The sequence below is a fragment of the Sulfitobacter sp. HI0040 genome (assembly GCF_001634885.1).
In the GTDB taxonomy this organism is placed as follows: domain Bacteria; phylum Pseudomonadota; class Alphaproteobacteria; order Rhodobacterales; family Rhodobacteraceae; genus Sulfitobacter.
The window spans coordinates 1-20,602 of record NZ_LWEX01000223.1 but is presented as its reverse complement, the minus strand read 5'-3'; the positions used below and the strand labels follow the sequence as shown (position 1 = coordinate 20,602).

The window sequence follows — 20,602 nt, the reverse complement described above, 5'->3', positions numbered from 1 at the left end:
GCTATTGGTCGCTTGCACCTGTCGACCCGGTCAAGGCTGGGCTGAGCCGGGACGATGCAGCGGGCGAACTCCTCGAACGGCTGGATGAGGCCATCGCCATACGCCAGCGGGCGGAGCTGCCCATCGGTGCCATGCTCTCGGGCGGGATCGACAGTTCGGCCATTGTCGCCCGGCTCGCCCCCCGGATGACGCAACCCTTGCAGACCTTCTGCGCCGGTTTCGATCGGCCGGATTATGACGAGAGCCCCCATGCCCTCGCCGTCTCCCGCCTATTTGGGACCCGCCACCGTACCTTTACCATGGATGACAGCCTGGCCCGGCTGCTCCCCGATGTGGCCTGGCATTATGATGAACCGTTCTCGGATTCATCGGCGCTGGTGACCATGGCCATGGCCCGCCATATGCGCGCGCATCTCGGTGTGGCCATGACGGGCGATGGCGGGGATGAGCTTTTCCTCGGCTACAGCCGCTATCTCCGCTTCGGGGCCGATCTCGCACAGGCTGACCGCTCCCCCCGCTTGCTGCGGGATTTCTATGCCGACCGTCTGGCCGTCTTCCGCCAGCGACATCTTGAATGGGGCCTCGGCCCCGCCCTTGCGGACGGTCTGCTGACCCCGGCAGGCGACGCCCTTCCGGCGCTGCTCGAAACCGCGATGCCCGATACGGCGGCAGAAATCGCCGCGCGCGTCGAAACCGGCACGGCCCTGCCGGATGACCTGCTGGTCAAGGCCGATATCGCCCAGATGTCCGCCGGTCTCGAAGGCCGTAGCCCCTTTCTCGATCATGAATTTGCGGATTGGGCCGCATCCTTGCCCGCCGCGCTGCGTCTTTCGGACGGGGCGGGGGGAATGCAGCCCAAGGCATTGCTTAGATATGCTTTGCGTCGCGTCCTGCCGGGGGAGATTCTTCAGCGTGAAAAGCAGGGCTTTTCCGTCCCGGTCAAGCATTGGCTTTGCGGCAGCCTGCGCGATTTTACCGGCGATCTGCTGACAAGCGGGCGTTTCCGCAATCGCGGCTACATGCGCCCTGGCTTTGTCGATCTGATGCTCGACCGGCACCTTTCCGGGCGGGAGGATCACGGCACCCGGTTGTGGAACCTGCTGATGCTGGAACTCTGGCATCTGACACACATGGACCCGGGCGTACCCGCGCCCTTGACCGGGCTTGATCCCATGGCCGGGCGCGCCGCCCCCCTGCAGGCAGCGGGCTGACCCATGCCGCAGGATTTCACAGGCGCGCGCTCTCTCACCCGGGCATTGGCCTGCCTGCAGGGCGGCGATTACCCGGCGGCCCTGCGGTGTTTCGAGGTATTTCTGACCGCAGAGGCCGAAAATACCGCAGCGCGCGAGGCCGCTGCCCGCGCCGCCGAGCGGATGGAGGACTGGCCTCAAGTCGCCCGCCATTGGCTTGAACTGCACAACGCCGATCCGACGGCAATCGGTCCTGTGCGCCGCCATGTGGCGGCACTGTTCAAATCGCAGGATTGGCTCGCCGCCAAAAGCTTCTGCGACCGCGCGACCGTCCTGCACGAAAACCGCCACCGCATGGAGGCGACGCGATATCGGCTGCGCATCCTGTTGGAACGCGGCGATCTTCCCGCCGCTGAGAAGCTTACCACCACCGCCCGCCAAGACGCCCCCGTCCCATCGGGCCTGATCCTCGCGCTGGCAGAGGCATGGCTGGCAGCGGGCTACGCCTGCCGGGCCCTTGTTCTTGCGCGGACGGCACCACCGTCTGACGACCCCGAGCGCGCATGGCTGATCGCCCGCGCCCTTGGCCAGAAGCAAGCATGGCAGGCGGCCCGCATCACGTTGGAGCCGCTGTTGAACGGCCCAATGGCCACCCGCGCCCGGCTGGCGCTGGCGCGAAACGCCGCCGCCCAGAAGGACGAAGCGACCGCCCGGCGCCATTACGAAGCAGTGCGGCAGGACGCCCCCGACCACCCCGAAGCGGTCGCACAGCTTGCACGTCTCGCCATCGCCGACCGCGATCCCGGGCAGGCCATCGCCCTGCTGGAAGATCATGGCAAAGCGCTCACCCCGGCCCGCCGCGCCCATCTGCGTGCACGCGCCGCCCATCTCCAAAAGCCGGGTGCGGGCCGCGAGGTTTTCGAGGCGCTGCTTCGGTCGCAGCCCCGCAACATCGCGCTGCAGATCGCCTTCGCCCGCCATCTGCGTGAAATCGCAGCGCTTGAAGAAGCGCGCGCCCTTGTGGATACCGCGCTCGAAGCCGCGCCCGAGCATGTCGAGGCTCTGCGGCTGCGGATGGCAATCCTCAGGGACGCGAACGCATCCGACGATCTCCAGCTTGCCGCGGCAGAAGCGGCACTCGCCCAGCTTCCGCAGGACGCGGGCCTGCTGCACGCTGTCGGGGGGCTTCTGGCCCGAAAAGACAGGGACGCGGGGGCCGCCTTCTACCGCAGTGCTATCGAGCGCGCGCCCCGGTCGGCGGTGCTCTGGCGGAACTGCGTCTATCATACGTGGATGTGTAACCGGGTCGAAGAGGCGCGTCGCCTTGCCGATCAGGCGCTGGAACGGCTGGGCGCGGCCGAGGCCGCGACGCTTGCCGATGTCGCATGGATCGAACAGGCCGCCGGGCGGCTGGAGCGCGCCTTGCGGCTGATCGACCGTGCCGTCCGGGCGGAGCCTTCGGACATCCGCACAATATCCCGCGCCGTCGACATCTGCATGGAGGCAGGCAGCTACGCGCGGGCGTGGTCGCATCTGGAGATGCTGGATAGATTGCAACCGGAACGCCGCTCCCCCGGCATGGCGGGGGCTGCCGCCCGGTGCACCGCCGCCTTCCGGGCGGTTGGCCGGGCATCGGCCAGCGCGCAGCCCATGGTGCCCGCCCCGGTTCCCGGTCGGTTCCCCGACAGGCTGTTCGACGCCATTGCCGCCTGCTCCAGACCCAATCTTTCGCCGGGACGCTCCGGTATCTTGGTGCTGACCTCCAACCTCGGCGCAGGCGGGGCGGAACGTCAGGTGACCTACAGCATGCAGGGCCTTTCGGACCGGGGGCCGGGGGCCGAGCCGGTCACGCTGGCCGTCAATTCGCTCGATCCCCTGCAGGGCAATGACTTCTTTCTGGAAGAGGTCCGATCAGCCGGTATCGCCCCCGTCGAACTCGCCGCGATGCACCAAGGGGGCGCCATCCGCGGCCTGCTGGCAGAGGCCCCTCAGCATGCCGAGGCCGTGCGCACTCTGTCGGCACTGCCGCCAAAGATCGCGCGGGTGGCCTTGCCCTTTTACGTCTTGTGCGTGCGCAACAGGCCCCGTGTCGTGCATCTGTGGCAGGACGCCATTGCGGTCGCGGGGGGCATGGCGGCGATGCTGGCCGGAGTCGGGCGGATCGTGCTCTGCACCCGTTCCACCCGACCGGCAGAGATACGTCGCTATCGTCGTTTCCTGCGGGCAGGCTATCGCGCGCTGGACCGCTACGCAGGCGACGTGGTGATCGTGAACAACTCCGCCAACGGGGCGCGGGATTACGAAAACTGGCTCGGATTGCCCGAAGGGCGCGTGCAGGTCTTCTACAACGGTTACGATTTCGCCGCCATGAACGATCGTGCCGCCGCGGTGCCGCAGGGCCGGTTGCGTGCGGAGCTGGGCATACCGCCCGCGGCACCGGTACTGGGCGGGGTCATGCGGTTTTCCAGCGTCAAGCGCCCCGATCTCTGGGCAAAGGTCGCCATTGCCGCGGCCCGGCGACAGCCCGATCTTCACGGTCTTATCGTGGGGGACGGGCCGATGCGCCAGGAGGTGATGGACCACGTCGCCCGCGCCGGATTGTCCGACCGCATCCATTTCGCCGGTCGTCGCAGCCCGGTGGAGCCGTGGATGAAGGCGATGGATATGCTGTTTCTGTCCTCGGTGACCGAAGGCCTGCCCAATGTGCTGATCGAAGCGCAGGCCATGGGGCGCCCCGTTGTCACCATGGACGTGGGCGGTGCGGCCGAAACCATCGCCCCGGGGAAAACCGGCCTCGCGCTGGGCGAAGCACCCCCGCAGGAACTGGGTCGGAAAATCGCGAAGCTTCTTGCCGACAGGCCCCGCAGCGCCGCCATGGGCCGCGCCGCCCGCCAGCATGTGGAGGCCCGCTTTGGTCTTTCCCGGCTGATCGAGGATCTGGGCCACTTCTACGGCCCGCGCACCGGCCCCGCCAATAAAGGGAGCACCCCGTTATGCTGACGATCACCCCAATCGGTTCCTGCCGCATCGCGACGCCCCTGCGACTGGGCCGCCAAGAACTGGGCTACGCCATCAATGGCGGCAGGCTTTACGGATATTCCCATTCCGCCTCCGAAGCGGTGCAGCAGATGCGCTACCTCAAAGGCGAATATACCCCCTCGACGGAGGTATGGCCGCTGATCGCCCCCGGCACGCCCTTGGCGGTCAAGAACGCCGAGAGCCACCAAGAAAGTGATATCTACGTGGTCGAGGTTTCTTCCGCCAAGACTTTCGCGCTGGACGGCGAATTCGTGCAGTTGAACTACCTGCGCCGCCATTTCGCCGACTTCTTCGCGGATGTTCCGCGCACGCTCGCCTATATGCGCCTCTGCCGGGCGCGTGACCGGATGGCCATGCGCGATTTCCTCGGCGACGTTTGGGGGGCGACGGCACGCCAGCGCAAAGAGGCCGCCGTGCTGGAACGGATCGAACTGCAGTTCTGCGATGCCGGGATGCTGGAGCGTGACCTTGCACAACTGAAGGACGGGCTTGGCAGACTGCTCATCGTGTCGCATGTGGATGCGAAATTGCCCAATGGGCAGAGCCTGAACGGCCGCGATGTCTTTATCCGGCAGGTGTGCGAAGTGGCGCGGCGGCTCGATCTGCCCCTATGCGATCCGACGCAGGCGATGCGGCGCATGGGTCAGGGACGGGCCATCGCGGACGAAAGCAGTGGTCTTGCCCATTACACCGAAGTTTTTGCCCGCGCATTGGTACATGAATGGTTCCGCGACTGGTTTCGGCCCATGACGCAGGACGCGATGCTGCACGACCCGGCGTGATTTGTGGCCCTGATTGTGCCGCTTGGCGGACGGGGGCCGACCTGTCGAAGGTCAGATATGGCGACTATCGCGAGGTTCGCTGCCGGCCCGGATGCTGACGGCCGAAGACCGCCAGAGAACACTACCTATCAATCGACACGGCCCGCGCGCAGCAGTTTTGCAACGCCGAAGGCCGTGGCCAGCGTCACGAAACACAAAAGGGCGATCCGCAGAAGGTTCGGGTCCGTCGCCACGGCGGCGGTGCGTGGGGGGACGACGATCTGGAACTGGCTGCGGCCCAGTTCGGCTTCCTTTCTGGCCTGTGACAAGGCTGCAAGCGCCCCTGAGAGTGTCTCCTGCGCAATCTCCACCCTCAGCGTTGCAAGTTCATGTTCCAGCAACAGGGCATTGAGCGGCGAGGTGCCGTTCGCGCTTTCGAAAAGCTGTCGGCGCAGGTCGGTGATCCTTTGGGTCAGCCGCGATTCCAGTTCGCGCAGTCGCCCCACTGCGTAGTTCTGACTTCGGTTCGCAACCTCCAGCGTCGCGATTTTCGAACGTGTTTCCTCCACCTCCGTCCGCAGCTGCCCGACCGACGCATAGATCGCATCGACCCGGGTTCTCGGATCCGCTTCGCCGCTGTCGATCTGAAGCTGCGTGAGCGCCCGCTGCGCCTGCAGAAGTTCGCGCCGCGCATCTGCCGCCGCCGTTTCGGACTGGGCCACGCGGCGGGCGAAAAGCTCTTGCGACAGCGCATTTATGTGCTGCCCCAAGAGCACCAGCACCTGGTCGGACGTGATGCGCGCCTGTTCGGGCGAGACATCGCTGACATGGATGGTGAGCAGACCGCTCTGAATATCCACCGCGGCGCGCAGGAAACGCGCCATCATGTCCAGCCGGTCCAGCCCCAGCACCGGATAGGACCGCGCGCGGCGCAGCGGGTCCATCTGCGGCCCCGACAGCCGGGTCACGAAACCGGTATCATCCTCCAGCTTCGTGAGCAGCGCGCGCGACCGAAGGTATTCATGCGCCATGAAGGTCTTTTCAAGGCTGGGGCCCGCCGCCAACCCCCCGGTGAATATTCCACTGTTGCCCGCCTGTTCCTGTGGCGCCGCCGATGAAATCGCGGTGACGGAGCGTGCTTCGAACAGCGGTGTGGCAATCCGCGCCATATAAAGAGTGATCAGCAGCGTCGGCAGCACGACGAAGACTGCAAAGGCGGCCAGCGTCCGCCCCCGGCGCATGCGCGCACGGCGCAAAAGGTGCGCGCGCTCCGCCTCGATCTCTCGCGGATCGGGCAGCAGGCGTGCCGCTTCTTCCTGTCGGCGCAGTTCCGCGGCGCGGGCTTCCTCCTGCCTTTGGCGGATGCGTTCCTGCCGCTCCCGCTCCCCCACGGCCTGTCGTTCCGCCCGCCAGTTGGCGATACGTTCTTCCTCCGCGACCTCCCTCATTTCGCCCATTGCAGCCGGACTCCCTTGTCAGATGTTCTGATGCTGCGTTCTTTTGGTTAACGGGGCGTGAACACAGGTAAACAAGACATGTCACAATCCCGCCTCAGCGGCGGCCACCCTCTCTTGGAACACCGGGGCGCGCCGTCCGTTATGGTTGTACCGGTCCCGGGCGATCCCGGACCAACAGAACGAAGGAAAGAGCCATGCAGACCGAAGACATTGACGGAAAAACACTGGAGACATGGACCCCGGAAGAGGTCGCGACCGCCATGAAGAAGGGCGAAATCGTGCTGATCGATGTACGCACGCCAGCCGAATATGCCTTCGAGCATGTCGAAGGGGCACTGCTCTTTCCGATGGCTTTCTTCGATCCGCATTACCTGCCCAGCCAGCGCGAAAAGCCGATCGTGCTGATGTGCGGCTCCTCCGCGCGGTCGGGAAAGATGGCACGCAAGGTGCTCGAAGCGGGCGCGCAGAGCATTGCCCACCTGGAGGGCGGGTTCGGCAAATGGAAGAAGGACAACCAGCCCTATATCGGGACGGATATGCCCAGCGGCGCGCCCAAGCGCATGGAGAACGCGCCGGAGTGATCTAGCCCGGCAGTTCGGTCGCGACCGCCTCTGCCATGGTATGTGCGATCAGGTCGATCTCCGCTTCGGTGGAGGTAAAGCAGGGGGCCAGCAGAACATGGTCCCCTGCTGTTCCATCCGCGCAGCCCTGCGAGGGATAGCAGACCACCCCGGCTTCCATGGCGCGGCGCTGGATTTGCCCCGCCACGTTCCGGCCCACGGGGAAGGGCGCCTTGGTGGACCGGTCCGCGACCAGTTCGAAGGACCAGAACAGCCCGCGCCCGCGAATGTCCCCCACGTGGGGATGATCCCCCAGCCGTTCGGTCAGGTTCTCGCGCAACCGGGCGCCGAGGGTTTTGACGGCTCCCAGCAGGTTCCGTTCATCGATCTCCTGCATCACGGCGAGCGATCCGGCCGTGGCGGTCGCGTGGGACATATAGGTATGACCGTTCCACAGCCGCCCGCTGCCCGCGAGGATGGGGCGCACCACCTTTTCACTGGCCAGCACCGCCGCGATGGGCTGATAGCCTGCGCCGAGCCCCTTCGCCATGGTGGTGATATCGGCGCAGATACCTTCCTGCTCCAAGGCGTAGAGCGTTCCGGTCCGGCCCATGCCGCACATGACCTCATCCGCGATATAAAGCACTCCGTAACGGTCGCAAATTTCGCGTATCCGTGTGAAATACCCCGGTGGCGCGGGTTGCGAGCCGAGCGAGGCACCCACGACAGGTTCCGCCACGAAGGCCGCGACCGTCTCCGCGCCGAGCGCGACGATGCGCTCTTCCAACTGGGCGGCAAGACGTGTGGCGAATTCATCCTCCGTCTCGGTGTCCTTGCGCATCCGGTAGGCATAGGCGGCATCGATGTGCGAGACGTCCATCAGCATCGCCGCGAAAGGCGCGCGCCGGCCAGCATGGCCCCCCACGGCCAGCGCGCCAAGGGTATTGCCATGATAGCTGGGGGCGCGGGCGATGATCTTTGTGCGGCCGGTATCGCCGCGTTCCAGATGGTACTGCCGGGCCAGTTTCAGCGCGGCTTCCATCGCCTCGGACCCGCTGCCGAGATACATCACCCGGCCTTCGCCGGTGCCTGCGGGCGCCCGTGCCACAAGGTGGTCCGCCAGTGCTTCGGCGGGTTCGTTGGTGAAAAGGCCGGTATGGGCGAACGACAGCTTTTCAAGCTGATCGCGGATCGCGTCCCGCACCCGCCTGTTGTCATGGCCGAGCGAGGATACCGCCGCGCCGCCACAGGCATCGAGATAGCGGTTCCCCGCGCTGTCGATCAGATAGGCGCCCTCGCCCCGGACGATGACGGGCTGATCCCCGGTGAGGGTACGGCGCAGGACATGGCTCATCACGGATCCTTTGGTGTGTCGGGCGCAGTTTACCGTCCGGGGTGGCGCAACGGCAAGTTGCGATTCTCCGGGCCGTGGCAATCAGGCGGGCGGTTCGCCGGACCAAGTCGTGCGGTAGAGCAGGCGGCGGGTACCGTCGTAGTCATTGGTGGCGTAATGCAGGCTCATGCGGTTGTCCCAGACGCAAAGCTCCCCCGCCTGCCATTTGAGGCGGCAGCAGATGTCGGGCCGGGTGGCGTGGTGGAAAAGCTCAGCAAGGATCGGCGCGCTTTCCGCGTGATCCATCCCGTCGAGGCGCGTGGTATAGATGGGGTTGACGAAGAGCGCCCGCCGTCCGCTGCGCGGGTCGGTCACCACTGCGGGATGAAAGCGTTCCTCATCCGCGCTGGGATCGCCGCGTGTCATGCGGATGGATGCCCCGCTGCGGCTGTCCTCGGGTGGGGCATGTGCGACGCCATAGGGCGCACCCACATGGACGGCCTTTCGCCCATCCACGATGGCGCGCAGCCCCTTGGGGAGCGATTCGTAGGCCGCAACCTGCGACGCCCAGAGCGTATCGCCGCCGACGGCCGGAATTTCCACGGCGTTGAGCACCGACCCCGCAGGCGGATTGGGCAGAAAGCTGAAGTCCGAATGCCAGTCCCCGCCGAAGACACCTACGTTCGTCTCTGTCGCCTCTTTCAGAACCGCGATCACCTCCCGGTCTTCGGGGAGCGGCTCCACATAGGGCAGCTGCATGGGGTCTCCGAACAACGCGGTGACACGCTTTTGCGCTGCGAGATCGAGATGCTGACCGGGGAAGACCAGCATCTGGTGTGCCGATAGGGCCTCGAGCAACGCTTCACGGGCGTCACCTGACAATTCGGCCTTCAGGTCCACCCCTGCAACCCGGGCCCCGACGAAGCCGGTCAGTCGTTCGATACGCATGGCTCTCTCCTTTCCTTGCCAGACTAGGGGCGGGGATGCGAAATTCAAATCGGGTGTTGAAGCATGATCGGCGCGGCGCTATGTTAGCGCTAACAAGTAGGCACGAGAGTGCTCGCCAAAGTTGACGCTATGCGGGAATGAGGGGAACAGCATGAAAATCGCGATCAACGGATTTGGCCGCATCGGGCGCTGCGTGCTGCGCGCGCTGATCGAACGGGGTTTCGACGGTATCGAAGTGGTTGCGGTCAACGACCTCGCCCCGCCTGAAACGCTGCTGCACCTGCTGAAATACGATTCGGTCCATGGACGGCTGCGCGCCGACGCGCGGCTGGAAGGCGATCGGCTTCTGGTCGCGGGGCAGACGATCCGGATGACGGCGGAGCGTGAACCGGCGAAACTGCCCTGGGACGATGTCGATGTCGTTTACGAATGCACGGGGCTCTTCACCAGTCGTGACAAGGCGGAGGAGCATCTGAAGAACGGCGCGCGCCGGGTCCTTATCTCCGCCCCGGCGAAGGGGGCGGACCGTACGGTCGTCTTCGGCGTGAACCACCGGGATCTGACCGCCGAGGATGTGATCGTTTCCAACGCTTCCTGCACCACGAACTGCCTCGCCCCCGTGGCCAAGGTGCTTGATGACAATTTCGGGATCGAAACCGGCTATATGACCACGGTCCATTCCTACACCGGGGACCAGCCTACCCACGACAAGCCGCATCGCGACCTGCGCCGGGGGCGGGCCGCGGCGCTGTCGATGATCCCCACGTCGACCGGGGCCGCCGCTGCGATATCCGAGGTGATACCGGCGCTGGAAGGAAAGCTCGAAGGCTCCGCCATACGGGTGCCCACGGCAAACGTCTCGCTGGTCGATCTCTGCGTGATGCTGCGCAAGGAAGCCGATCCCGAGCAGGTGCTCGCCGCCATGCGCGAGGCGGCGGAGGGCGAGTTGCGCGGCGTCTTGTGTGTGGAGACCGACCCGCTGGTATCGGCGGATTTCAACCACGATCCCCATTCTTCCTGCTTTGCGGCTGACCAGACCCGCGTTACCGATGGCGGCATGCTGCGCGTCGTGTCGTGGTACGACAATGAATGGGGATTCGCGAATCGGATGAACGACGTTGCCCGCCATATGATGCAGCTGGGCTGAAGTTTTCGGGGGTCGCGATAACGCACGGTCACGCGGCCCTCGAAACCCACCCGTCCGCTCGCCATGGGCCAATCGTGGCAGCCAGACGGCCCCCGTGGGGCAGCGCGTCTTTGCATTCATAGCGAGTGTTGCGGGCGCGCACTATGCGTCAAAGGCGAATCGACCTAGAGCTTCTGTCGCCCGGGGGGGCACCAGACGGCAGGCCGACACATGCTCCGATTCAAGACTCTGGCACTTTGTGTGCTATGCCTCCTTCCCGTTTCCACCAGCGCGCAGGAACGTGTCTACCTCGGCTACGGCGGGCTGCTGACGAATGATTTCCTAGGCGATGGCGGGGACCGCTGGCGCAGCGGTTCGCTCGTCTCGTCCTTCACCTTCGGCCCCGCCGACGCGTCGGCGCGCGCCCCCCGGTTCGGAGAGGTGATCGAGCTGCGTCTCGGGCTGGAGGCGCTGGGGCCGCGCAACCTGCGCCGCCCGGCGGCAGACGACCGCCCCTATGCCGGGATTCTGACCGCGGGGGTGCACACCCATTTCCGGCGGGGGGAGGTTGAACTGTCGATCGGCGGTGATCTCGTCTTTACCGGGGAGGGGACCGGCGTGGGCCGCTTGCAGAAGGAATTCCACGAGGCGCTGGGCGCTTCGGCCCCCTCCGCCGCCACGCTGGCCGCACAGATCGACGATGGCGTGCATCCCACGCTGGTGGCCGAAGCGGCGCGCCCCGTTGTCGTGGCCCCGGCGCTGCGGGTGATTCCCTTTGTCGAAGGGCGCGCCGGTGTGGAAACCTTGGTCCGGGCCGGGCTTGACCTGTCGTTCGGGGATTTCGGCTTTGGCGGGCTGACGGCGCGTGACGCCTCCACCGGGCATCGTTACCGCACGTCACGTGACCCCGAAGCGGCCGGGCTTTCGTTGACTTTGGGCGCGGATATCGCCCATGTGACCGACAGTGTTCTGCTGCCCGAGGGTCGTGGATTCACGCTCACCCAGACAAGGGACCGGGTGCGGGCAGGCGTTCACTGGCAGGGCGAACGGGCTTCGGCCTTCTATGGTCTGACCTGGCTCGGAAAAGAGTTCGAACGGCAATCCGACGATCAGGTCGTAGGGTCGCTTTCGATAAATCTCGATTTCTGAACAATAGGTTACAGGGCGTTCCTTACCTAAATACCCACGCGCGGAAGTTGCGTTAACCTTAAATTGCAACACATTGATGAATCGTCGAAATTGAACTTTCCCATTTCAATTGTGCCTGCTAGGTTCGCCTCAATAAAAACACTCTGAGGCAGGCAACAGCATATGAAAACGGGCTTTCGGGGCACGTTTGTCATCAGCTGGTCGCAAACTGAAATTGACGGTCTGGATGCCGCACCCTTGCACAACCTCAACGTTGGCGCGGCGTGGGCATGGCGCGGAGACGCCATTCGGGTGGATGGACCGTCGGATGTTTTGCGACTGGATCAGGCAGACGGTGCGGAAAATTTACGCAAGCGGGCGGCACGCATGGTGCATCGCCTTGTGGGCGCGGCACTCGAAGAAGATCTGCCGACAGTGCCCAAGGCGATCTTCGACAAGGACAGCACCCCGCTGATGGACAACAGCTTTGTTGTCACCGACGGGGCGCAGAGTTTCACGGTCACCATCATCGAACTCGGCAAGGGCAACCGCCCGCTGCTGATGTTTCTGGATGAGCTGCCGCCGCGCAACTGCGATCTCTGGGTGGTGCATCATTCGCTGGGTGCGCTGCGCAATGAAACGCAGTGGCAGGGGGACGGCGGCGTGATCTGCTTCACCCCCGGCACGCGCATCCGCACGGCCTCGGGCACCATCGCGATCGAAGATGTCCGCGCCGGGGATCTGGTACAGACCAAGGACAACGGTGCGCAGCCCGTGCAATGGGTCGGTGGCCGCCGGATGAGCGGTGCGCGACTTTTCGCGCTGCCGCGTCTGCGGCCCGTGCGGCTGCGCGCCGGGACCTTCGGCGATACATGCCCCGATGACGACCTGCTGGTGTCGCCCGAACATCGCATCGTCTTTACCGGCCCCGAAGCGATGGATCTCTTCAATACCGACGAAGTCCTCGTCGCCGCGAAGGACCTGATCGACGGGGTCAACGTCACCGTCGATCTCAAGGTGCGCGAGGTGACCTATATCCACCTGCTCTTCGAAGAGCATCAGGTGCTCTGGGCCAACGGGATGGAGACGGAAAGCTTCCACCCCGCGAACGCGGCGCTCAGCGTGCTGGGCGCGGACGACCGCAGCCGCCTTTTGGCCGAACATCCGCAGCTGGAGTTCGATCCGCATACCTATGGCAGCTTTGCCCGGCGCAACCTGTCGACGTCAGAGGCGGCGATCCTCAGCCACGCGGTCGCATGACGGCTTCGGCCCGCGCCGGACGGGTTCGCCCCGGTTGGCGCGGGCTGATTGCATTGGTGCTCATCTGCTGGGGCGGTATCGCCGGGGCGGTCGAACCGGGGCAGGGGGAAAGCGACATCGCCATGCACATGGCGAAGATCGGCATCGGATCGGTCGTGACAATCGCCAATTCGGCGGGCGAGGTCTTTACCCATGTGCACGAAGGCCGCCATGACGGATTGTGGGAGCTGCGCAGTTTCGCCGGTCGGACGCGGACGGGCGAAAGCCTTGGCAGCCTGTTTCTCGACGACCGGGGCCAGATCGTCCGTCAGGTCGATTCAGACGGGGCCGTCACCCGGTTCGAGCCGCATCGCTGCATGCGTACCGTGGGCGAATGCACCTATACCCGCATCGCCCCGGACGGAAGGCGGGAACAGCGGCGGCGCATCACCACGCCGATCCTCGGCGGCTTCACCTATGTGATCGAAGGGCCCGGGGGCCTGCGTCTGGAAGGCATGGCAAAACTGGACCGCATGGGGTGGATCAAACGCGGCTGGTTCATCCATGAAGGCACGGGCAAACGGCTCGACCTGCGCATGCTGCGCGCGATCTACCGCTAGCGTTGCGGATCAGCTTTCGGCGCCAACCAGTTCACGCACGATGGCGCGGGCGCTGTCGCTGTACCATTTCGCATCCCCGCGCAGCCGGGCGATCTCTCGTCCCTCGGGGTCGATCAGGATTGTGATCGGCAGACCGAAAACACCCATCTGGCTGGCGAGCGCCTGCCGGGGATCCTGATGGCGGGGCAGGGATTCGACCCCTGCCTCTTCGAAGAAACGCTTGATCCCCTCGGGCGTGTTGCGCCCCGTGGCGATCGTCAGCACTTCGAACTCATCGCCGCCGAATTCCTTCTGCAATGCTTCGAGCTGCGGCATTTCCTTGCGGCAGGGCGCACACCACGTGGCCCAGAAATTCAGCAGGATGTATTTGCCTTGATAATCCGCCAGCGTGGCCTCCCCCGCGCCATCGGCCAGTTGGAAACTGGCGTTCGACGTGGCCTTGGGCGCATCGTGGATCATCAGTTTCTTCATGTCGCCGTCGCGCAGGGCCAGCAGCGCGGCCTCATCGGTATCGGCGAAGGCTGCGTTTGCACCCAGAACGAGGGCCGTATACACGAAGCCCAGAACCGTTTTCCTCATACTTCCCTCCAAGGGTGCCAAATGACCGATACGACCTCGAACAAGATGTGGGGTGGCCGTTTCGCCGCCGGGCCGGACGCGATCATGGAGGCGATCAACGCCTCGATCGGTTTCGACAAGCGGATGGCCGCACAGGACATTGCCGGGTCGCGGGCCCATGCCGCCATGCTGGCGGCCACGGGTATCCTGAGTGATAAGGATGCAAAGGACATTCGGGAAGGGCTTCTCACGATCTTGTCAGAGATCGAGGAAGGGCGTTTCACCTTTTCCGCTGCCCTCGAAGACATTCACATGAACGTGGAATCCCGCCTCAAGGAGCTGATCGGCGATGCGGCGGGCCGCCTGCACACGGGCCGGTCGCGCAACGATCAGGTCGCCACGGATTTCAAGCTTTGGGTGCGCGATCAACTGGATGCCGCCGAAAGCGGTCTGCTCGCGTTGATCGATGCGCTGCTGGGGCAGGCGGAGGCGGGGGCCGATTGGGTCATGCCCGGTTTCACCCATCTGCAGACCGCGCAGCCGGTGACATGGGGTCATCACATGATGGCCTATGTGGAAATGTTCGGGCGCGATCTGGGCCGCATGCGCGATGCCCGTGCGCGGATGAACGAAAGCCCGCTGGGGGCCGCGGCGCTTGCCGGCACCTCCTTTCCCATCGACCGGGAGATGACGGCAGAGGCGCTCGGTTTCGACCGGCCGGCGGCCAATTCGCTGGACGCCGTCAGCGACCGTGACTTCGCGCTGGAATTCCTTGGCGCCGCCAGCATCTGCGCGATGCACCTCAGCCGCTTCGCTGAAGAGCTGGTGATCTGGTCCTCGGCGCAGTTTCGGTTCGTGACTTTGTCGGACCGGTTCTCGACCGGCTCGTCGATCATGCCGCAGAAGAAGAACCCCGACGCGGCGGAGTTGATCCGGGCAAAGGTGGCAAGGATCTTCGGTGCGAACACCGCGCTGATGATGGTGATGAAGGGCCTGCCGCTGGCCTATTCGAAGGACATGCAGGAAGACAAGGAACAGGTCTTTGACGCCGCCGACAACCTGATGCTGGCGCTCGCTGCGATGGAAGGAATGGTGCGCGACATGACCGCCAACCGAACCGCGCTCGCCGGTGCGGCGGGGGCCGGGTTCTCCACCGCGACGGACCTTGCGGATTGGCTCGTCCGGGTGGCGGGCCTGCCGTTCCGCGATGCCCATCACGTCACCGGCTCGCTGGTGGCGCTTGCCGAAAAGCAGGGCTGCGACCTGCCGGATCTGACGCTGGATCAGATGAAATCCGCCCATGCCGACATTACCGACGATGTCTTCGGTGTCTTGGGCGTGGAAAATTCCGTGAATTCGCGTATGTCCTATGGGGGAACCGCACCGGAGCAGGTGCGGCGTCAGATCGCCCGCTGGAAGGAGATACTGTCATGACCCCCCTGAGGCTTTTGTTGGCGCTGTCGGCTTTGCCCATACTGGCGGCCTGCGGTGCGGATGGCGAGCCTGTCCGCCCCACGGCACAAAGCCAGATCACCCTGTCGAGCTCCGGAACCTATGTGAGCACGAACCTCGGGGTCACGCGCGGCCCCTTGAGCCTGTCGCTGGGCCTGGGACTGTGAAGGCAACCGCCTGCCTCGGAATTCTCTTGGTAGCGTTGTCCGGCTGTGGCGCGGACAGATCTGAACCCCGCAGCGGTGTCGCGCCGCAGCAGACATCATCCCCCCAGCAGATGCCCAGCACGACGGAGCCGGGAGTGCACCTGTCGGGGGATGTCTCCGTCGGGGTGGTGAGGCGCTTCTGATGCCCTCTCCGCTGCGGATGGCCTACCTCGCCCTCGCGATCTGGGGCGCGATCCACCCCATGTGGTATTTCATACAGTGGTTCCGCGCCGAAGGCTTCGCGCTGGCCCCGATGATCGAAGCATGGCACGCCAATGCCGCGACCAGCGGCCTTGTCTGGGACCTGACCATTGCCGCGATCGCGCTCACCCTGTGGATTTTCGCCGAGGTTGCGGTGCGGCGGAACTGGGAGGCGCTACTGGCCATCCCCGCGACCTATCTGGTCGGCGTCAGCTTCGGCCTGCCGCTTTATCTCTTCCTGCGCAGCCGCCCCGTCGTCTGACGATTGATCTGGGCGGCGCTTTTGCGTAAGTGCCGCGCATGGATCACTTTCTTTATCGCGATGGCATGCTGCATGCCGAAGACGTTCCCGTAGCCGATATCGCGCGGGCCGTGGGCACGCCCTTCTACGTCTATTCCACCGCGACGCTCCTGCGCCATTACGGCCTGTTCGATGCGGCCCTCGCGGGGATGGATCACCTCGTCTGTTATGCGATGAAGGCCAATTCCAATCAGGCAGTGCTGCGCACGCTGGCGCAGGCCGGCGCGGGCATGGACGTGGTATCGGGCGGCGAATACCTGCGCGCCCGTGCCGCCGGCGTCCCCGGCGAGCGCATCGTCTTTTCCGGCGTGGGCAAGACCAAGCAGGAGATTACTCAGGCGCTTGAAGGCGGCATCCGCCAGTTCAACGTCGAAAGCGAGCCGGAGCTGGAGATGCTGGACGCCGTGGCGCGCAGCCTGGGCAAGGTCGCGCCGGTGACGATCCGCATCAACCCGGACGTCGACGCGAAGACCCATGCCAAGATCGCGACCGGCAAGTCGGAAAACAAGTTCGGCATCCCCATCGCCCGCGCGCGGGAGGTCTATGCCCGCGCCGCCGCCATGCCCGGTCTTCAGGTCATCGGCATCGACGTTCATATCGGCAGCCAGTTGACCGATCTGGCCCCGTTCGAACAGGCCTATGCCAAGGTCGCCGACCTTACCGTTCTGCTGCGCGAAGACGGGCACGATATCCGCAGGCTCGATCTCGGCGGGGGGCTGGGCATCCCCTATGAGCGGTCCAATGCCGCCCCGCCCCTGCCCACCGACTATGGCGCCATGGTCCAGCGTACGCTCGGGCACCTTGATTGCGAGATCGAGATCGAGCCGGGCCGCCTGATCGCCGGTAACGCGGGCCTGATGGTGAGCGAGGTGATCTACCTCAAGTCGGGCGAGGGGCGCGATTTCCTGATCCTTGACGGCGCTATGAACGATCTGATCCGCCCCGCGATGTACGACGCCTACCATGACATCGTGCCCGTGGTGGAGCCGGAGGCAGGCGTGGCGCAGCAGCCCTATGACATTGTCGGCCCGGTCTGTGAGACCGGCGATACCTTTGCCCGCCAGCGCATGATGCCGCCCCTGTCTGCAGGCGATCTGGTGGCGTTTCGCAGTGCCGGTGCCTACGGTGCCGTGATGGCGAGCGAGTATAATTCGCGCCCCCTGATCCCCGAAGTGATGGTGAAAGGGGATCAATTCGCGGTTATCCGCCCGCGTCCCACCTTTGACGATATGATAAATCGCGATACCATCCCCGAATGGCTCTGACGGCATGATGCCGTGCGGCCACCGGAGGCCCCGATGGCGACATTCACCCCGAACGACATGCGGCGCAGCATGGATGCGCTGCGCAGGCCCCTGCGGCTGACACGCCTCGGCATGGCGGCGGAGCGCGCGGTTCAGACGCTCTGGCCGCTGATGACCGTTCTTTTGCTGGTGCTGGCGGCGCTGATGCTGGGGCTGCATGAAAGCCTGCCGCTGGAAGTGGTCTGGCTGGGCATGGCCCTTGCCGCGCTAGGTGTTCTGGGGGCGCTGGCCTTTGCGGTGCTGCGCCTGCGACTGCCCAGCCGGGAAGAGGCGCTGGAACGGCTGGACGCGAGCCTGCCCGGTCGCCCGATCCGTGCCCTGCTGGATGACGCGGCCATCGGTCAGGCCGATCCGGCCTCCATGGCCGTCTGGCGCGCGCACAAGCAGCGCATGGCCGAACGTACCGCGACCGCGCGGCCCGTTCCCGCCGATCTGCGGGTCGCGCGCCGCGACCCCTATGCGCTGCGCTATGTGGCGGTGCTGGCCTTCATGGTGGCGCTTGTCTTCGGGTCCGTCTGGCGGGTGGGCACCGTCGCGGGGATGGCGCCGGGCGGGGCAGGTACCCTTGCGGAGGGGCCGGTCTGGGAAGGCTGGGCGGAACCGCCGCGCTATACGGGCAAGCCCACGCTCTACCTCAACGACCTTGACGAAGGCGATCTCTATCTGCCCGAGGGCACGTTGATCACCCTGCGGCTTTATGGCGAAGTCGGTGCTCTGGACGTCAACCAGAGCGTTTCCGGCAGGGCGGAGGTCCCCGCCGAAGACGCCGCACCACGGACCGCGCATGATTTCACCGTCCTTCAGAACGGCGAAATCGCGGTCTCCGGCCCCGGCGGGCGCAGCTGGAACGTGGTCATGCTGCCGGACGCGGCGCCCCATGTCGAAGTGGTCGGCCCCCCGCAGGTCGAAGCTTTGGGCGAAATGCGTCTGCCCTTCGCCGCCCGGGATGACTACGGTGTCGAAGCGGGCGAGGCGCGGATCACGCTCGACCTCGTCTCGGTCGATCGCCGCTACGGGCTGACGGTGGACCCTGAACCCCGCCCCGAAATCGTTGTTCCGCTGCCCACCCCGATCACCGGCAGTCGCGACCAGTTCGAGGAAAACCTGATCGCGGATTTCTCCAAACACCCCTGGGCCAACCTGCCGGTGACGGTATCGCTGTCGGTGCTCGATGCGGCCGAGCAATCGGGCATGGCCCCCCCGGCCGAGATGGTGCTGCCCGGGCGGCGCTTCTTCGACCCGCTGGCGGCCGCCGTGATCGAGATGCGGCGCGATCTTCTGTGGTCCCGCACCAACGCGGCGCGCATGTCGCAGGTGCTGCGCGCCGTCTCATGGCGCCCGGAGGAGATTTTCCGCAACCAGACCACGGCGCTGCGGATGCGCAAGCTGATCGACCGGCTTGAGGTTCATGCCCGCTACGGCATTGCCGAGGACGTACAGGAAGACCTTGCCGAAGACCTCTGGTCGCTTGCCATCGAACTGGAGGAAGGCGTGCTCGCCGATGCGCTGGAGCGGATGCGCCGCGCGCAGGACCGGCTGAGCGAAGCGATGAAGAACGGCGCCACCGACGAGGAAATCGCCGAACTGATGGACGAGCTACGCCGCGCGACAGAGGAATACATGCGCCAGCTTCAGCGCCAACAGGCGCAGGAACGCCAGGGCGGCGACCCGCAGCAGCAGGGCCAGCAGGGCGAGACCATGCAGATGACGCAGGATGACCTGCAGCGCATGATGGACCGCATACAGGAGCTGATGGAACAGGGCCGCATGGCCGAAGCCGAACAGGCGCTCAAGGAGCTTCAGCAGTTGATGGAGAACATGCGCGTCACCGAAGGCCAGCCGGGCCAGAACGGGCAGAACCCCGGCGAACAGGCGATGGAGGGGTTGTCGGAGACGCTGCGCGAACAACAGGGCCTCAGCGATCAGGCGTTCCGCGATCTGCAGGAACAGTTCAATCCCGGTGCGAATGCGGGCGAAAGCCAAGGCAACGAAGGCCGCAACGGCGGGCAGGGCCGGGGCCAGAGCCACGAGGGCCAGAACGGTCAGGGGCAAGGGCAGGGTCAGGCCGATGGCCGGAATCAGCCGGGTGAGAACGGCCAGCCCGGCGCCGAACCCAGCGAGGGCGATCTGGCAGACCGGCAGCAGGCGCTGCGCGAAGAACTGGACCGTCAGCAAAGCGAATTACCCGGTCAGGGCACCGCCGAAGGCGAAGCCGCCCGCGACGCGCTGGACCGGGCGGGCCGGGCCATGGACGATGCCGAACAATCGCTGCGGCAGGGCGATTTGCCCGGAGCCATCGACGATCAGGCCCAAGCCATGGAGGCGCTGCGCGAAGGCATACGCTCCCTCGGGGAGGCGATGGCCCAGCAGGAACAGGAACGCCAGCCCGGTCAGGGCACCGTGGAATCCGACCGCCGCGCGGATGCGCGTGATCCGCTGGGCCGGGAACAGGGTGGGAATGGCAATTCCAGCAGCGACGGGCCGCTGGCGCTGGATGAGGACGGCTACGACCGGGCCCGCCGCCTGCTGGACGAAATCCGCCGCCGCTCAGGCGAGACGGATCGCCCCGAGGTCGAGCGCGACTATCTCAACCGGCTGCTGGACAGGTTCTAGAGCTGTTCCGGCGTCACCGCGGGGGCGGTGGCGCCAGCCCGTGGTGCAAAGAGATCAGGCTTCCGACTGTTGCGCGATCGTATCGAGCCAGCGCAGCAATCCTTGCGCCTGACCGTCGAGCCAGAGCCGTGCTGCATCTACCTGCGCCACATAGGCCGACAGGTAAGGGTCTGCCTGCGGAACCGCCTCCGCGATATCGGGCGCATATCCGTAGAGCACGAAGAGCAGGGCCCCCAGCGCGAGCATGGCGGCAAAGCCCAGGCGGAAGCCGCGCCGCTTTTGACGAACGGTCGCAGGTTCTGCCGCCGCCGGGGCGTGTTTGTCCTGGGGTCTGCGCGTACCCGATGACCGCAGCGTTGAATTGATTTCGTCGATGTCGGGCAGCAGGTCCCTGCGGGAGGATATGGCGGCGGCATGCGCGGCGTCGTCCGCGGCCGGCTCGCCCCGCATCCGCGCCATACGCTCGCGCGCGGCGCGCGTGCGGGCCTCCGCGTCCGCCCGGTCGGAATCGAAGGGCGCATGCACCGGCCCGTGATCGGCTGTGCCGTCCGTATCGTCTTCGTCTT

General features: G+C 65.6%; 17 protein-coding genes and 1 pseudogene. 13 read left to right on the top strand and 5 right to left on the bottom strand.

The window, feature by feature from the left end:
- The 3 genes from A3728_RS12465 to A3728_RS12455 form a co-directional block, all read left to right on the top strand.
- The coding region (locus A3728_RS12465) for an asparagine synthetase B family protein (RefSeq protein WP_236630489.1) at positions 1 to 1,211 on the top strand (1,211 nt) is incomplete at its 5' end.
- 3 nt (positions 1,212 to 1,214) lie between these two features.
- Entirely contained in the window at positions 1,215 to 4,190 is a 2,976-nt protein-coding gene (locus tag A3728_RS12460) for a glycosyltransferase (RefSeq protein ID WP_067924077.1), read from the top strand.
- Entirely contained in the window at positions 4,184 to 5,011 is an 828-nt protein-coding gene (locus A3728_RS12455; protein WP_067924074.1) for a hypothetical protein, read from the top strand. Before A3728_RS12460 ends, A3728_RS12455 begins: the two co-directional genes overlap by 7 nt.
- 128 nt (positions 5,012 to 5,139) lie before the next feature.
- Here A3728_RS12455 and A3728_RS12450 read toward each other — a convergent pair whose 3' ends face one another.
- Positions 5,140 to 6,447 (bottom strand): hypothetical protein, encoded by a 1,308-nt coding sequence (locus tag A3728_RS12450; RefSeq protein ID WP_067924067.1) that lies wholly within the window; start codon positions 6,445 to 6,447, stop codon positions 5,140 to 5,142.
- A gap of 194 nt (positions 6,448 to 6,641) precedes the next feature.
- On the opposite strand from A3728_RS12450, the gene A3728_RS12445 reads away from it, so the two are divergent.
- The gene (locus A3728_RS12445; RefSeq protein WP_067924065.1) at positions 6,642 to 7,028 is read left to right on the top strand and encodes a rhodanese-like domain-containing protein; all 387 of its coding nucleotides are present in this window, start codon (positions 6,642 to 6,644) and stop codon (positions 7,026 to 7,028) included.
- Between the two features lies 1 nt (position 7,029).
- Here A3728_RS12445 and A3728_RS12440 read toward each other — a convergent pair whose 3' ends face one another.
- Together A3728_RS12440 and A3728_RS12435 are read right to left on the bottom strand one after the other, a co-directional pair.
- Positions 7,030 to 8,361, bottom strand: a complete 1,332-nt coding sequence (locus A3728_RS12440; protein ID WP_067924063.1) for an aspartate aminotransferase family protein — start codon at positions 8,359 to 8,361, stop codon at positions 7,030 to 7,032.
- An 81-nt stretch (positions 8,362 to 8,442) separates the two neighbouring features.
- The gene (locus tag A3728_RS12435) at positions 8,443 to 9,288 is read right to left on the bottom strand and encodes a TauD/TfdA dioxygenase family protein (RefSeq protein WP_067924060.1); all 846 of its coding nucleotides are present in this window, start codon (positions 9,286 to 9,288) and stop codon (positions 8,443 to 8,445) included.
- Between the two features lie 151 nt (positions 9,289 to 9,439).
- On the opposite strand from A3728_RS12435, the gene gap reads away from it, so the two are divergent.
- The 4 genes from gap (at position 9,440) to A3728_RS12415 (ending at position 13,401) form a co-directional block, all read left to right on the top strand.
- Positions 9,440 to 10,435, top strand: a complete 996-nt coding sequence (gene gap / locus A3728_RS12430; RefSeq protein ID WP_067924057.1) for a type I glyceraldehyde-3-phosphate dehydrogenase — start codon at positions 9,440 to 9,442, stop codon at positions 10,433 to 10,435.
- Between the two features lie 210 nt (positions 10,436 to 10,645).
- Entirely contained in the window at positions 10,646 to 11,563 is a 918-nt protein-coding gene (locus tag A3728_RS12425; protein WP_067924054.1) for a lipid A-modifier LpxR family protein, read from the top strand.
- 162 nt (positions 11,564 to 11,725) lie between these two features.
- The gene (locus A3728_RS12420) at positions 11,726 to 12,802 is read left to right on the top strand and encodes a Hint domain-containing protein (RefSeq protein ID WP_067924052.1); all 1,077 of its coding nucleotides are present in this window, start codon (positions 11,726 to 11,728) and stop codon (positions 12,800 to 12,802) included.
- Positions 12,799 to 13,401, top strand: a complete 603-nt coding sequence (locus A3728_RS12415; protein ID WP_067924050.1) for a hypothetical protein — start codon at positions 12,799 to 12,801, stop codon at positions 13,399 to 13,401. Before A3728_RS12420 ends, A3728_RS12415 begins: the two co-directional genes overlap by 4 nt.
- Positions 13,402 to 13,410: 9 nt before the next feature.
- Here the strand turns inward: A3728_RS12415 and A3728_RS12410 are convergent, their stop codons facing one another.
- Positions 13,411 to 13,980 (bottom strand): TlpA disulfide reductase family protein, encoded by a 570-nt coding sequence (locus A3728_RS12410; RefSeq protein WP_067924047.1) that lies wholly within the window; start codon positions 13,978 to 13,980, stop codon positions 13,411 to 13,413.
- Positions 13,981 to 14,001: 21 nt separating this feature from the next.
- Here A3728_RS12410 and argH point away from each other — a divergent pair, with 21 nt between their 5' ends.
- From argH to A3728_RS12385, 5 genes are all read left to right on the top strand, one after another.
- Complete coding sequence (gene argH, locus A3728_RS12405) at positions 14,002 to 15,393, top strand: argininosuccinate lyase (protein WP_067924045.1); 1,392 nt, start codon at positions 14,002 to 14,004, stop codon at positions 15,391 to 15,393.
- On the top strand, positions 15,390 to 15,578 hold the full coding sequence (locus A3728_RS12400; RefSeq protein ID WP_067924042.1) for a hypothetical protein: 189 nt from the start codon (positions 15,390 to 15,392) through the stop codon (positions 15,576 to 15,578). Before argH ends, A3728_RS12400 begins: the two co-directional genes overlap by 4 nt.
- A gap of 181 nt (positions 15,579 to 15,759) precedes the next feature.
- Entirely contained in the window at positions 15,760 to 16,080 is a 321-nt protein-coding gene (locus tag A3728_RS12395; RefSeq protein WP_067924039.1) for a DUF2834 domain-containing protein, read from the top strand.
- A gap of 38 nt (positions 16,081 to 16,118) precedes the next feature.
- Positions 16,119 to 17,384: a diaminopimelate decarboxylase gene (gene lysA, locus A3728_RS12390; RefSeq protein ID WP_067924036.1), complete on the top strand. Its 1,266-nt coding sequence runs from the start codon at positions 16,119 to 16,121 to the stop codon at positions 17,382 to 17,384.
- 33 nt (positions 17,385 to 17,417) lie between these two features.
- Entirely contained in the window at positions 17,418 to 20,036 is a 2,619-nt protein-coding gene (locus A3728_RS12385) for a TIGR02302 family protein (protein WP_067924034.1), read from the top strand.
- Positions 20,037 to 20,090: 54 nt separating this feature from the next.
- On the opposite strand, the pseudogene A3728_RS23120 reads toward A3728_RS12385, so the two are convergent.
- Positions 20,091 to 20,602, bottom strand: a pseudogene (locus tag A3728_RS23120) (hypothetical protein); the annotation flags it as partial.